11 protein-coding genes are annotated in these 12,568 nt (G+C 68.8%); 8 read left to right on the top strand and 3 right to left on the bottom strand.

What is annotated here, in order from left to right; all coding sequences use genetic code 11:
• The first annotated feature begins 308 nt into the window (after nucleotides 1–308).
• From M2351_RS33580 to M2351_RS33600, 5 genes are all read left to right on the top strand, one after another.
• Complete coding sequence (locus M2351_RS33580) at nucleotides 309–1,361, top strand: 2,5-dihydroxypyridine 5,6-dioxygenase (protein WP_264660326.1); 1,053 nt, start codon at nucleotides 309–311, stop codon at nucleotides 1,359–1,361.
• A 179-nt stretch (nucleotides 1,362–1,540) separates the two neighbouring features.
• Entirely contained in the window at nucleotides 1,541–2,023 is a 483-nt protein-coding gene (locus tag M2351_RS33585; RefSeq protein ID WP_264660327.1) for a MarR family winged helix-turn-helix transcriptional regulator, read from the top strand.
• 116 nt (nucleotides 2,024–2,139) lie between these two features.
• Nucleotides 2,140–2,607, top strand: coding sequence for a (2Fe-2S)-binding protein (locus M2351_RS33590; RefSeq protein ID WP_264660328.1), 468 nt, complete (start codon nucleotides 2,140–2,142; stop codon nucleotides 2,605–2,607).
• Between the two features lie 16 nt (nucleotides 2,608–2,623).
• On the top strand, nucleotides 2,624–6,211 hold the full coding sequence (locus M2351_RS33595) for a molybdopterin-dependent oxidoreductase (protein WP_264660329.1): 3,588 nt from the start codon (nucleotides 2,624–2,626) through the stop codon (nucleotides 6,209–6,211).
• 87 nt (nucleotides 6,212–6,298) lie between these two features.
• Nucleotides 6,299–6,889 carry a HutD/Ves family protein gene (locus tag M2351_RS33600; RefSeq protein WP_264660330.1) on the top strand — a complete coding sequence of 197 codons (591 nt, stop codon included), beginning with the start codon at nucleotides 6,299–6,301 and terminating at the stop codon, nucleotides 6,887–6,889.
• Here M2351_RS33600 and M2351_RS33605 read toward each other — a convergent pair.
• The 3 genes from M2351_RS33605 to hutG are packed head-to-tail and all read right to left on the bottom strand — an operon-like array spanning nucleotide 6,868 to nucleotide 9,862.
• Nucleotides 6,868–7,659, bottom strand: a complete 792-nt coding sequence (locus tag M2351_RS33605; protein ID WP_264660331.1) for an IclR family transcriptional regulator — start codon at nucleotides 7,657–7,659, stop codon at nucleotides 6,868–6,870. The two genes, M2351_RS33600 and M2351_RS33605, sit on opposite strands and share 22 nt — an antisense overlap.
• Complete coding sequence (locus M2351_RS33610; RefSeq protein ID WP_264660332.1) at nucleotides 7,656–9,053, bottom strand: formimidoylglutamate deiminase; 1,398 nt, start codon at nucleotides 9,051–9,053, stop codon at nucleotides 7,656–7,658. The genes M2351_RS33605 and M2351_RS33610 overlap by 4 nt, the downstream gene beginning before the upstream one ends.
• Before the next feature lie 8 nt (nucleotides 9,054–9,061).
• Nucleotides 9,062–9,862 carry an N-formylglutamate deformylase gene (hutG, locus tag M2351_RS33615; protein WP_264660333.1) on the bottom strand — a complete coding sequence of 267 codons (801 nt, stop codon included), beginning with the start codon at nucleotides 9,860–9,862 and terminating at the stop codon, nucleotides 9,062–9,064.
• A gap of 299 nt (nucleotides 9,863–10,161) precedes the next feature.
• Here hutG and M2351_RS33620 point away from each other — a divergent pair, with 299 nt between their 5' ends.
• Genes M2351_RS33620 through M2351_RS33630 form a run of 3 tightly spaced genes read left to right on the top strand, consistent with a single transcriptional unit; the run spans nucleotide 10,162 to nucleotide 12,467 of the window.
• Nucleotides 10,162–10,959: a transporter substrate-binding domain-containing protein gene (locus M2351_RS33620; protein WP_264660334.1), complete on the top strand. Its 798-nt coding sequence runs from the start codon at nucleotides 10,162–10,164 to the stop codon at nucleotides 10,957–10,959.
• Nucleotides 10,960–10,990: 31 nt separating this feature from the next.
• Nucleotides 10,991–11,653, top strand: a complete 663-nt coding sequence (locus M2351_RS33625) for an amino acid ABC transporter permease (protein WP_209773676.1) — start codon at nucleotides 10,991–10,993, stop codon at nucleotides 11,651–11,653.
• A gap of 4 nt (nucleotides 11,654–11,657) precedes the next feature.
• The gene (locus M2351_RS33630; RefSeq protein ID WP_264660335.1) at nucleotides 11,658–12,467 is read left to right on the top strand and encodes an amino acid ABC transporter ATP-binding protein; all 810 of its coding nucleotides are present in this window, start codon (nucleotides 11,658–11,660) and stop codon (nucleotides 12,465–12,467) included.
• The last annotated feature ends 101 nt before the right edge of the window (nucleotides 12,468–12,568 follow it).

Here is a 12,568-nt window from a genome sequence, read left to right on the forward strand (position 1 = left end):
GCGCTGGTGTAGGCGGGGTTCCACGCCGTCATTTAGAGCGTGTACGCTAAATTTGCTTGCCGGGCAACAGTTTTCAACGTACACATAATTCACGGTCGCAACGAAGCCGTGGAGACGCGTATTGCCCTGAAAAAGAACAGGTATTTACGATTGACCGGGTTGGCTTGTCCGGCTTGGCCCTTCGCCAATCGGGATGCAATCCCCTACACTGATTGTGATTACCCACTCTTAATAGCCGAGCGCACCGCTCATACTTTTGTGCTGATTCATCGCGAAAAGACCGACTTTCGTGCCAAGGGAGGGACCAAATGCCCGTAAGCGATTTCGAACTGACGCACATGTTCGAACGCGTGCTGACGCTGTCCAAGGTGGACGCCACGCAAAGCGTCGCGGTGCTGAAGAGCGACTATTCCAACCCGCGCATCGCCAAGGCCGCCATGGACGCGGCGCAGCGGCTGGGGGCCAAGGTCTTCGGCGTGGAGTTGCCGGCCTTCAACCACCCCAAGGCGATGGGGCTGGACATGACCGCCTATTGCGGTGACACGCCGCTGACCGGCAACCTCGCCGCCCAACGCGCGCTGGAGGCGGCGGACCTGATCGTCGACACCATGATGCTGCTGCACTCGCCGGAGCAGGAGCAGATCCTGAAGACCGGCACCCGCATCCTGCTGGCGGTCGAGCCGCCGGAGGTGCTGGCGCGCATGCTGCCGACGGAGGAGGACAAGGCGCGCGTCGTTGCCGCGGCCGAGCGGTTGAAGCGTGCACGCTCCATTGCCGTCACGTCCAAGGCCGGCACGGATTTCCGCGCCAGACTTGGCCAGTATCCCACGGTGACCGAATACGGTTTCGCCGACGAGCCGGGACGCTGGGACCATTGGCCGAGCGGCTTCCTCTTCTCCTGGCCGGACGAGGGCAGCGGGGAAGGCACGCTGGTGCTGGACGTCGGCGACATCCTCCTGCCCTTCAAGACCTACACCCGCGAGACGATCACGCTGGAGATCGAGGAGGGCTTCATCCGCCGCATCCATGGCGGGTTCGAGGCCGAGTACCTGCGCGACTACATGGCCTATTTCAAGGATCCGGAGGTCTACGGCATCTCCCACATCGGCTGGGGCTTGCAGCCGCGAGCGCAGTGGACGGCCATGGGCCTGCACGACAAGAACGACGGCATGTGCATGGACGCGCGTGCTTTCTACGGCAACTTCCTGTTCTCCACCGGCCCCAACACCGAGGTCGGCGGCAGCCGCAAGACGCCCTGCCACATGGACATCCCGCTGCGCGGCTGCGACATCCACCTGGACGGCGAGCCGGTCGTGCTGGCCGGCGACGTGGTCGCCCCGGAAGCCTCGCGTGCGCCATGATGGCTCTATGATGATGGAACGGAGGCTGCCGGACGGCCCGTTTCAGCCGCCCTTCTCAGTCCATGCCACGGCTGTTATCGTGGCCTGTACGGCGGCCTCCGTTTCTTTTGGCCCGGGCGGGAGCTTCGGGCGTTCCATCGGTTCCAACGTCAACCACGATCGTTCAGAAATTGTCCGCAATGCCGTCAGATACGCCGCCCGACCTCGCCAGCACCCCGAACGCCGCGTCGGACGACTACGTCTTTTCCGACCAGATTGGGCACCTGCTGCGTAAGGCCTACCAGCGGCACCTCGCGATCTTCCAGCGCAACGCCTGCGATCCGCAGCTGACCGCCGTGCAGTTCGTGACGCTCTGCGCCATCCGCGACAACGGCCCGAGTTCCCTGACGGAACTGGTCAAGGCCACCGCCGTGGACCAGGCGACCATCCGGGGCATCGTGGAACGGCTGAAGGCGCGGGGGCTGATCGACCAGACCTCCGACGCACACGACCGCCGCAAGGTCATCAGCAACCTGACCGACGCGGGCTGGCGGGTGCTGGAGGACATGGTGCCCTGCGCCAAGACGATCAGCGAACTGACCATGGGCAGCCTGAACCCGGCGGAGCGGCTGGCGATCACCTTCGTCCTGCGCAAGATGATCGAGCAGGACGGGGACGAGTGACGCCCCGCTGACGTCTGCCGCCGAAGCGGGCGGTGTCGATCATAGAGCCTCAAACGGCAATCGGAAGGGCCTGGACGAGGCCGGCGCGCGGCGGTTCGCCGATGCGGGGGAGTGTTATGGAAAAGACTGTGTCCCTGAAGGTCAACGGCCGCGACGTCCAGGTGACGGCGATGGCCGACACGCCGCTTCTCTACATCCTGCGCAACGACCTCGCCCTCAACGGCCCGAAATACGGCTGCGGCCTCGGTGAATGCGGGGCCTGCACGGTGATCATGGACGGCGTGGCCGCGCGGTCCTGCGTGATCCCGCTGGCCGGTGCCGAGGGGCGGGAGGTCGTGACGCTGGAGGGGCTGGGCTCCTCAACTGAGCCGCACCCGGTGCAGCAGGCCTTCATCGCCGAGCAGGCCGCCCAGTGCGGCTATTGCATGAACGGCATGATCATGACCGCCAAGGCGCTGCTGGACCGCAACCCCAACCCCAGCCTGGACGACATCCGCCGCGAACTGTCCGGCAACCTGTGCCGCTGCGGCACCCATGTCGAAATCCTGCGCGCCGTGCAGCGTGCCGCGCGCGGCACCCGTTGAGCCCGTGGACCGCATCATGACCAAAAATCCCCACCCGACGCCGACCCGCGACGAACTGCTGCGGTCGAGCGGCGTGCTGCTGATCGTCGACGACATTCAACCCCCGCCCGGCCTCGTGCCCAAGGGCGGCACCCCGACGCCAAAGCCCAAGGAATTGGCGCTGTTCATCGCCGTCTGCGAGGACGGGGCGGTCTACGCCTTCAACGGCCATGTGGACCTTGGCACCGGCATCCGCACGGCGCTGATCCAGATCGTCGCGGAGGAGCTGGACCTGTCTATGGAGCAGGTCCGCATGGTGCTGGGCGATACGGAGCGCGCGCCGAACCAGGGCGCCACCATCGCCAGCGCGACCATCCAGATCTCCGCCGTCCCGCTGCGCAACGCCGCGGCGGAGGCGCGCCGCTTCCTCCTGCAACGGGCGGCCGACCTGTTCGGCGTGCCGGTTGAGGATCTGCGGGTGGAGGAGGGCGTGGTGATCGCGGGGGAGGGCAACCGCCGCATTTCCTACGCCGAACTGGTCCAGGGGCAGCATTTCCAGATCCGTGTTTCCGGCACCGCGCCCCTGAAGAAGCGGGAGGATTACACGCTGGTCGGCCGCGCCGCGCCGCGGGTGGACATTCCGGCCAAGGCGACGGGGGAGTTCACCTACGTCCACGACGTGCGCGTGCCCGGCATGCTGCACGGCCGGGTGGTCCGCCCGCCCTACGCGGGGATCGACAGCGGCGAGTTCGTCGGCAACAGCCTCGTCGGCGTGGACGAGTCCTCCATCGCGCACATCCCCGGCGTGGTCGGGGTGGTCGTCATCCGCGACTTCGTCGGCGTGGTCACCGAACGGGAGGAGCAGGCGATCAAGGCCGCGCGGGAGCTGAAGGTCACCTGGAAGCCCTGGACGCAGAAGCTGCCGGACCTGTCCGACCTCGCCCAGGCGCTGCGCGACAACCCAAGCTCGCCGCGCAAGGTGCTGGACAAGGGCAACGTGGACGCGGCCATCGCCGGTGCCAGCCAGCGCATGTCGCGCACTTACGTCTGGCCGTACCAGATGCACGGCTCCATCGGTCCGTCCTGCGCGGTCGCGGATTGCAACGACGAGCGGGTCAAGGTCTGGTCCGGCACGCAGAACCCGCACCTGCTGCGCGCCGACATCGCGTGGCTGCTGGAATGGGCGGAGGAGCGCGTCGAGATCATCCGCATGGAGGCGGCGGGCTGCTACGGCCGCAACTGCGCCGACGACGTGGCCGCCGATGCCGTGCTGCTGTCCCGCGCGGTCGGCCGCCCGGTGCGCGTGCAGTTGACCCGCGAGCAGGAGCATGTGTGGGAGCCGAAGGGCACCGCGCAGCTGATGGAGGTGGACGGCGGGCTGAACGCCGACGGGACCGTCGCCGGCTACGACTTCGCCACCAGCTATCCGTCCAACGGCGCGCCGACGCTGGCGCTGCTGCTGACCGGGCGGGTCGATCCGGTGGGGGCGGTGTTCGAGATGGGCGACCGCACTTCCATCCCGCCCTACGACTATGACCACATGCGCGTCGTCATCAACGACATGGCGCCCATCGTGCGGGCGTCGTGGATGCGCGGCGTCTCAGCCCTGCCGAACTCCTTCGCGCACGAGTCCTACATCGACGAGCTGGCCTTCGCGGCCGAGGTGGACCCGGTGGAGTTCCGCCTACGCCACCTGCGCGACGAGCGCGCCGCCGACCTGATCAAGGCGGTGGCCGAGCGCGCTGGGTGGCAGCCGCGCACCGCCCCGCAGCAGACCCCGCCGGACGAAAACGTGCTGCGCGGGCGCGGCTTCGCCTACGCCCGCTACATCCACAGCAAATTCCCCGGATTCGGCGCCGCCTGGGCGGCCTGGGTCGCCGACGTGTCCATCGACAAGCGGACCGGCGACATCGCCGTGACCCGCGTGGTGGTGGGCCACGACGCCGGCCAGATGATCAACCCGGACGGTGTGCGCCACCAGATCCACGGCAACGTCATCCAGTCCACCAGCCGCGTGCTGAAGGAACAGGTGGCGTTCGAGGATTCGCTGGTCGCCAGCAAGGAATGGGGCGGCTACCCGATCCTGACCTTCCCGGAAGTGCCGGACATCGACGTGCTGATGATCCCGCGCGAGACGGAACAGCCGCTGGGCTCCGGCGAATCCGCGTCGGTGCCCAGTGCGGCGGCCATCGCTAACGCCATTTTCGACGCGACCGGCATCCGCTTCCGCGAACTGCCCATCACCGCCGAACGCGTGCGGGAGGCGCTGCATGGCCCCTCCGATCCCGGCGTCCAGGCCCCCGCGGAGCCGCCGAAGGGCGGGCGCCGGTTCTCGAAATGGCTGACCGGCTCCATCGCCGGTCTGTGCGGCGCGCTGTTAGGCGTGGCGGCGACGGCGCTGCCCTTCCGGGCGGAGATCGCGCCCGTCTCAAGGCCGTCCGCCGACACATGGTCCGCCGCGACCATCGAGCGGGGCCGCCAACTGGCCGCGGCCGGCGACTGCGCCGTGTGCCACACCACCGCGAACGGCGCGGTGAACGCCGGTGGGCTGGCCTTCGAGACTCCGTTCGGCAAAGTCTACAGCACCAACATCACGCCCGACCCGGACACCGGCATCGGCAACTGGTCCTTCGCCGCCTTCGACCGGGCCATGCGCCAGGGGATCAGCCGCGACGGCCGGCATCTCTACCCGGCCTTCCCCTACACGTCCTTCCAGAACATCAGCGAAGGCGACATGCAGGCGCTGTACGCCTACCTGATGGCGCAGGCCCCGACCCGCAGCCGGACGCCGGAGGCCGACATGGCCTTTCCCTTCAACCAACGCCCGCTGCTGGCCGGCTGGAACGCCCTGTTCCTGAACCGGACCAAGCATCAGCCCGACCCGCAGCAGAGCGCGGAGTGGAACCGCGGCGCCTATCTGGTCAATGGCCTCGGCCACTGCTCCGCCTGCCATTCGCCGCGCAACGCGATGGGGGCGGAGAAGACGGGTGCCGCCTATCTCGCGGGCGGCATGGTGGACGGGTGGGAGGCGCCGGCCCTGAACGCCCTGTCCAAGGCGCCGAAGCCCTGGACGGAGGACGACCTGTTCCAGTACCTGCGCACCGGCTTCTCCGACCGGCACGGCGTCGCCGCCGGTCCGATGACCGCCGTGGTCAAGGAGCTGTCCACCCTGCCGGAAGCGGACGTGCGCGCCATGGCCGTCTACCTCGCCTCGCTGGGGACCGGTGCGGAAGCGCCGGCGGTCCAGCCCGTTGCGGCCTCGGCTGCGCCGGTGCCCACCACGGCATCGCTCAGCAACGGGGAGCGCATCTTCAACGGCTCGTGCAAGGCCTGCCACAGCGATGGCACCGGTCCGGTGCTGTTCGGCGTCAGCCCCTCCATGGGCGTCAACACCAACGTCCACAGTGACACGCCGGACAATCTGGCGCGGGTGATCCTGCACGGCATCGCCCAGCCGGCCACCCGCGACCTGGGCTACATGCCGGCTTTCAAGGACAGCCTGTCGAACCGGCAAGCCGCCGACCTGCTGGCCTACCTGCGCCACCGCTTCGCGCCGGACAAGCCGGCCTGGGAAAGCCTGGAATCCGCAGCCGCCCATGCCCGTGCGAATCTGGGGACCCATTGATGCGCGGGCCGCGGCAGTCTGGCCCGGACACCCGCGGGCGATTATAACGGGCACGAACGAACAACGCCGAAGGCCTGTCGAACACCGATGCCGATCACGCTTCTCGATCCCGCCGACTACCGCCGCATGCCGTGGAAGAATGGTGGCGGAACCACCACGGAAATCGCGCTGGCGCCCCTGCCCGGCGACGCCGGCCGCTTCCTGTGGCGGGTCAGCATCGCCGACGTGGCCCAGCCCGGCCCCTTTTCCGCCTTCAGCGGCTATGAGCGGCTGATCGCCGTGGTGGAAGGGGCCGGCATGCGCCTGACCGTGGACGGCGTCCCGGCGACGGTGCAGCACCGTGCCTCCGCCTTCCGTTTTTCCGGCGACGCCGTGGTGGATTGCGCCTTGCTGGACGGGCCGATCCGCGACTTCAACCTGATCGTGGACCGCGCGCACGCCGAGGGGCGGCTCGACCTCGTCCCGGCCGGCGGCTCCGTTGCCGTGCCGGCGGAGGGCGTCGCGCTGGTCCATGCCTTGGACGGCGGCGTGACCCTGCGCACGGCGGATAGCGAGGTTCTCGTTCCCGCGGGCTGGACCGCCCGGCTGGACGCCACGGCCGCCACCGTGGTGCCGGAACTGGGCGCTTATGCCGTCGTGGCTGCCGTGGCGGCCCGTCAGGACGCCGGCGGCAGGTAACCGAGCTGGTGCGAGATGGCGTCCGCCGTCTCCACCACCTTGGCGGTCAGGCGGTCGAGCGTGGCGGGCTGGTCCATCACCGCGCTCGGCCCCGACAGGTTGATGGCGGCGATGACTTGGCCGCGGTGGTCGCGGACCGCCGCCGCGATGGCGACGATCCCCGACACGAAGGACGAGCGGTTCATCGTCCAGCCGCGCTTGCGGTCCTCCGCCACCTCCTGGATCAGCGAGGTCAGGGTGACCGCCGTGTTCTCGCTGAAGCGGTCGAGCCGAACGCCGGTGTAGAGCTGCGCAATGGCGTCGTCGCCGAGGCCGCTCAGCAGCATCCGGCCCATCGCGGTGGCGTGGGCCGGCAGGCGGTAGCCGACCGCGATGTTGCTGGACAGCGTCATGTGCGAGTGCGCGCGGTAGACGTAGACGACCTCCGTCCCGTCGCGCACCCCCATGTGGGCGGAGATCTGCGTGGCGTCGCGCAGCCCGTCGATGAAGGGGATGGCGACCTCGATGCAGTCCAGCCCGGACAGGTAATGGTAGCCGAGCTGCATCGACCGCGGGGCCAGCCGGTAGGACTTCCCGTCGTCGATGCGGCCCAGGTAGCCCAGATGTTCAAGCGTGAACACCAGCCGGAAGGCGGACGCCCGGCCGATGCCCAGCGCGTTGGCGATCTCCGTCAGGCTCAGCGCCCGGCGCTGCGGCGTGAACAGCTCCAGGATGGCGAGCCCGCGCTGCAGCGCCGGAGCGATGTAGGTGTTCGGATCCGTTTCGCTCATGTGTCCTGGCGCAACCCGGTGATGGCCCGCCGGTAGGCGGCCACGATGGCGTCCTCCCGCACGTGACGCCCGTCGCGCACCACGGTCCGGCCGGCGGCGACCACGTCGCGCACCGCGTGCCCGTCGCTTGCGAAGACATACGCGTCGAGGAGGCTGTCCTCGTCCCGAGAAAGCAGTTTCGGGTTGTCGGCGTCAAGCACAACCAGATCGGCCGGCTGCCCGACCCGGATGCCGCCGCCCGCGACCGGCTGTCCCAGAGCCTGCGCGCCGCCGGCAACCGCCGCACGGTAAAGACCACCGCCGATGGAGGACCCTTCCCCCACCCGCAGGACGTTGCGCCGCCGCTGTACCAGCCGTTGCCCGTATTCCAGAACGCGCAGCTCCTCCGCCGCACTGACGGAGATGTGGCTGTCCGACCCGACCCCGAACCGCCCGCCCTTCGCCAGGAAGGGGCCGGCGGGGAACAGGCCGTCGCCCAGGTTGGCCTCCGTCGTCGGGCAGAGCCCGGCGATGGCGCCACTCTCCGCCAGCCGGTCGGTTTCCTCCGGGGTCAGGTGGGTGGCGTGGACGAGGCACCATCGTGGGCCGACGGCAGTGTTGTCCAGCAGCCATTCCACCGGCCGCTTGCCGCTCCAGGCCACGCAGTCATCGACCTCCCCCGTCTGTTCGGCGATGTGGATGTGGATGGGGGCGCCGGGGGCGATCGATTCCAGCCCGGCCAGCGCGTCCCGCATCTCCTCCGGCGTCACCGCCCGCAGGGAGTGCAGCGCCAGCCCGACGCGGCGGCCCGCCGCGTCCCCCATAGCGTCGCGCATCGCCGCGACGATGGACAGCAGCCCGTCCACGTCGTTGATGAAGCGCTTCTGCCCGTCCGACGGCGGCTTGCCGCCGAACCCGCTGTGGGCGTAGAGCACCGGCAGGTGGGTCAGGCCGATGCCGGCCGTGTCCGCCGCCGCCAGGACGCGCCGCGACATCTCCGCCCGGTCGGCGTAGGGGCGGCCATCCCGGTCGTGGTGGAGGTAGTGGAACTCCGCCACCGCCGTGTAGCCCTGCTTCGCCATCTCCATGTAGAGCAGGGCGGCGACGGCCTCCGCCGCTTCCGGCGTCAGGCGGCGGACGAAGCCGTACATGGCCTCCCGCCACGTCCAGAAGCTGTCCTCGGACGGGCCGGCGCGCTCCGCCAAGCCGGCCATGGCGCGCTGGAAGGCGTGGCTGTGCAGGTTCGGCATCCCGGGGATCACCGGCCCGGACGCCCGCGGCAGGTCGCCGGCCTCCGCGTCCCGCTCCACAGCGGTCAGCGTGCCGCGCCCGTCGAAGCGCAGCGCAACGTTGGCGGCCCAGCCGTCGGGCAGAAGCACGCGGTCGCAGAACAGCCCGCTCTTGGATTCCATCATACTCTCCGTCACGCCTGCCGTTCCGCCCAGTCTACCAGCGTTTCCACGAAGCGCCGCAGGTGCGGCCGGATGCGGTCCGCCCGCGCCGCGTCGAAGGGGAAGGGCGGCTCTTCCACCATGTAGCTGTCCTGGGTCATCTCCAGCTGCACGGCGTGCCAGCCCTCGGCCGGGCGGCCGAAATGGCGGGTGATGTGGCCGCCCTTGAAGCGCCCGTCGCGCACGTGGGTGAAGCCGTCCGCCCCGGCCCCCGCGCAGACCGCGGCCAGCTTTTCCGCCAGCCCGGCGTCGATGCTGCGGCCGTCGTTGGTGCCGAGGTTGAGGTCCGGCAGGCGCCCGTCGAACAGCCGCGGCACGACGGACTGGATGGAATGCGCGTCGAACAGCACCGCCCGGCCGAACTGGCCGCGCAGCCGCGTCATTTCCGTCTCGATGGCCTTGTGGTAGGGCGTCCAGTAGCGGGCGACGCGCTCCGCCACCTCCGCCGCGTCCGGCTCGGCGCCGGGGGTGTAGAGCGGTGCGCCGTGGAACAGCGTGGTCGGGCACAGGCCGGTGGTGGCGCCGGCGTAGAGCGGCGTGTCGTTGCTCGGCCGGTTCAGGTCGATGACGTAGCGCGAAAAACTGCCCTGGATCAGGCCGACGCCCATCTCTTCCAGGAAATCGTAGAGCTGCGGCAGGTGCCAGTCGGTGTCGGGCAGGCCCTGCGCCTCCGGGACGAGGCGATCGGCGAATCCCGCGGGAAGGGCCGTGCCGACGTGCGGCATGCTGACCAGCACCGGCCGGCGTGCGGCGCGGAACGCGAAAACCTCCATCCCCTTACTCCCACTGTCTTTGTGTTTTGTTGACAAAACTTTTGCCGTCCTTGTTGGCGTGGTCGGACCGGTGCCGCCGGCCGTCTGGGGAAAGGTCACAACGCGGGCGTTGCCATTCCACGGAACCCATGCTCAGTATGACAAACGGCGTTGACGCGGCCGTTTCCTGTGTGCGACGTATGTTTTATAGGCAAAACACGCCAATGCCAAGACGGTCGCTTCGCAGACCGCCGACATCCGTCCAACACCGCCGGCCGGCCGCACGCCGAAGCGGGCGCAACGAACAGGGAAAGCTACGCATGAAGTCCTTCGGAAAGTTTCTGGCCGCTGCCTCCTTCGCTGCCGCGGCGGTGATCACCACCGTCGGCGCGGGCTCCCTGCCGGCGCGCGCGGCCGACGCGGTGCTGGAGTCCATCCAGAAGACCGGCTCCTTCCGCGTCGGCGTGGACGCGACCTTCGCGCCCTTCGAGTTCTCCCAGGAGGGCAAGAAGACCGGCTTCGACATCGAGCTGGTGGAGGCCATCGCCAAGGAACTGGGCGCCACCAAGGGCGTGGAGTGGGTGGACATCGACTTCAAGGGCCTGATCCCCGGGCTGATGGCCAACCGCTTCGACATGATCGCGTCGGCCATGTACATCACCGACGAGCGCCGCAAGGCCGTAGCCTTCTCCGACACCTACTACCCGGGCGGCTTGGTCATCATGGTCAAGGCCAACAACGCCGCGATCAAGGGGCCGAACGACCTGCCGGGCAAGTCGGCCGCCGTGCAGATCGGCACCAAGTCGGTCGCGCACCTGAAGCAGAATTTCCCGACCGTAAAGGTCGTGGAGGTCGAGACCAACGCGGAGATGTTCGGGCAGGTGGAGACCGGCCGCACCGACGTGGCCGTGACCGGCAAGCCCGCCGCCAAGCTGTACGCCCAGGCGCACCCGACCGTCACCGTGCTGGACAACCAGCTGACGACCGAAGACTACGGCTTTGCCATGCGCAAGGACAACCCGGAGCTGGTCGCCAAGGTGAACGCCGCCATCGCCAAGCTGAAGGCCGACGGCACCTACCAGAAGCTCGTCGACAAGTGGTTCGAAGCCAAGAAGTGATCGGTAGCATAGTGAACGGAGGACTCCTCCCGTGACGCTCGATTTCGCTCCCGTCTGGGAGGGGTTGCCGGAACTGCTGAAGGGCGCCGTGGTCACCATCGAGGTGACCGCGGCCGCCTTCCTGCTCAGCGGCGTGCTCGGTCTGCTGGTCGGCATCATCCGCCTGAACCCGGCGCGCCGTTTCCTGTATGGGCTGGCGACGGGCTACGTCGCCTTCATCCGCGGCACCCCGCTGCTGGTGCAGCTGTTCCTGCTGTTCTTCGGCCTGCCGCAGTTCGGCATCCTGCTGCCGGCGACGCTGTGCGGAGTCATCGGCCTCGGGATCTACAGCGGCTCCTACGTGTCGGAGGTGGTGCGCGGAGCCATCCAGTCCCTCGACCGCGGCCAGATGGAGGCCGCCCGCTCGCTCGGCATGTCCTACCGCGAGGCGATGTGGGAGGTGGTGCTTCCCCAGGCCTTCCGCCGCATGCTGCCGCCGTTGGGCAACGAGACCATCGCGCTGATCAAGAACTCCGCACTCGTCTCGCTGCTGACCATCGACGACGTGATGCGCGAGGGCCAGCGGATCATCTCCACCAGCTTCCGCGCGCTGGAGGTCTATCTGGCCGTTGCGGTGATCTACTTCATCCTGACCAACGCGGCCACGCAGGTCCTGCGCGTGATCGAGCGGCGCATGACCGTGGAAAGGGGCTGATCCCGTGATCGAGATCCGCAACGTCTACAAGAGCTTCGGCAGCACGGACGTGCTGAAGGACGTCAGCATGACGGTGCAGCCCTCGCGCACCACCGTCGTCATCGGCCCGTCCGGATCGGGCAAGAGCACGCTGCTGCGCTGCTGCAACGTTCTGGAGACCGCCGACCGCGGCGAGATCCGCATCAACGGCCGCAGCATCATCAAGGACGGCATGCCCCTGCCGGACAAGGAGCTGAACGCGCTCCGCGCCGAAACGGGCATGGTGTTCCAGTCCTTCAACCTGTTCCCGCACATGACCACGGTGGAGAACGTCATGCGTGCCCCCGTCGTGGTGCGCCGCATGCCGAAGGCGGAGGCGCGGGCGCTTGCCATGGACCTGCTGCGCAAGGTGGGGCTGGGCGACAAGGCCGACGTCTACCCGTCCACCCTGTCGGGCGGGCAGAAGCAGCGCGCCGCCATCGCCCGCGCGCTGGCCATGAAGCCCAAGGTGATGCTGTTCGACGAGCCGACCTCCGCCCTTGACCCCGAACTGGTCGGCGAGGTGCTCCAGGTCATGAAGACGCTGGCCGAGGAAGGCATGACCATGATGGTCGTGACCCACGAAATGGGCTTCGCCCGCGAGGTCGCGGACACGGTGGTCGTGATGGCCGACGGCCGCATCGTCGAATCCGGCCCGCCGGACCAGATCTTCACCAATCCGACGCAGGAGCGCACCCGCGGCTTCCTGCGCGCCCTGGTGGACGGCCATCTCGCGGGCGCCCGCCCGCAAGTCACCGCCCCGGACCCGCTGGCGGCCTTGCCCGACGATCACTGACGCGCGCTTCAAGCCCTTTTCCCCTCTCGCGGGAGAAGGGCTTTGCCCCTGGACCGGCGCGGCTTGCGGGGCGTCGCGCCGGGAACCGTTTCGCCCGCGCG

The organism is Azospirillum canadense, from assembly GCF_025961225.1.
In the GTDB taxonomy this organism is placed as follows: domain Bacteria; phylum Pseudomonadota; class Alphaproteobacteria; order Azospirillales; family Azospirillaceae; genus Azospirillum; species Azospirillum canadense.

Bases quoted from the DNA above. Each gene is read 5' to 3' on its own strand.
- M2351_RS33580 (WP_264660326.1), top strand. From the start codon at position 309: ATGCCCGTAAGCGATTTCGAACTGACGCACATGTTCGAACGCGTGCTG.
- M2351_RS33585 (WP_264660327.1), top strand. From the start codon at position 1,541: ATGCCGTCAGATACGCCGCCCGACCTCGCCAGCACCCCGAACGCCGCG.
- M2351_RS33590 (WP_264660328.1), top strand. From the start codon at position 2,140: ATGGAAAAGACTGTGTCCCTGAAGGTCAACGGCCGCGACGTCCAGGTG.
- M2351_RS33595 (WP_264660329.1), top strand. From the start codon at position 2,624: ATGACCAAAAATCCCCACCCGACGCCGACCCGCGACGAACTGCTGCGG.
- M2351_RS33600 (WP_264660330.1), top strand. From the start codon at position 6,299: ATGCCGATCACGCTTCTCGATCCCGCCGACTACCGCCGCATGCCGTGG.
- M2351_RS33605 (WP_264660331.1), bottom strand. From the start codon at position 7,659: ATGAGCGAAACGGATCCGAACACCTACATCGCTCCGGCGCTGCAGCGC.
- M2351_RS33610 (WP_264660332.1), bottom strand. From the start codon at position 9,053: ATGATGGAATCCAAGAGCGGGCTGTTCTGCGACCGCGTGCTTCTGCCC.
- hutG (WP_264660333.1), bottom strand. From the start codon at position 9,862: ATGGAGGTTTTCGCGTTCCGCGCCGCACGCCGGCCGGTGCTGGTCAGC.
- M2351_RS33620 (WP_264660334.1), top strand. From the start codon at position 10,162: ATGAAGTCCTTCGGAAAGTTTCTGGCCGCTGCCTCCTTCGCTGCCGCG.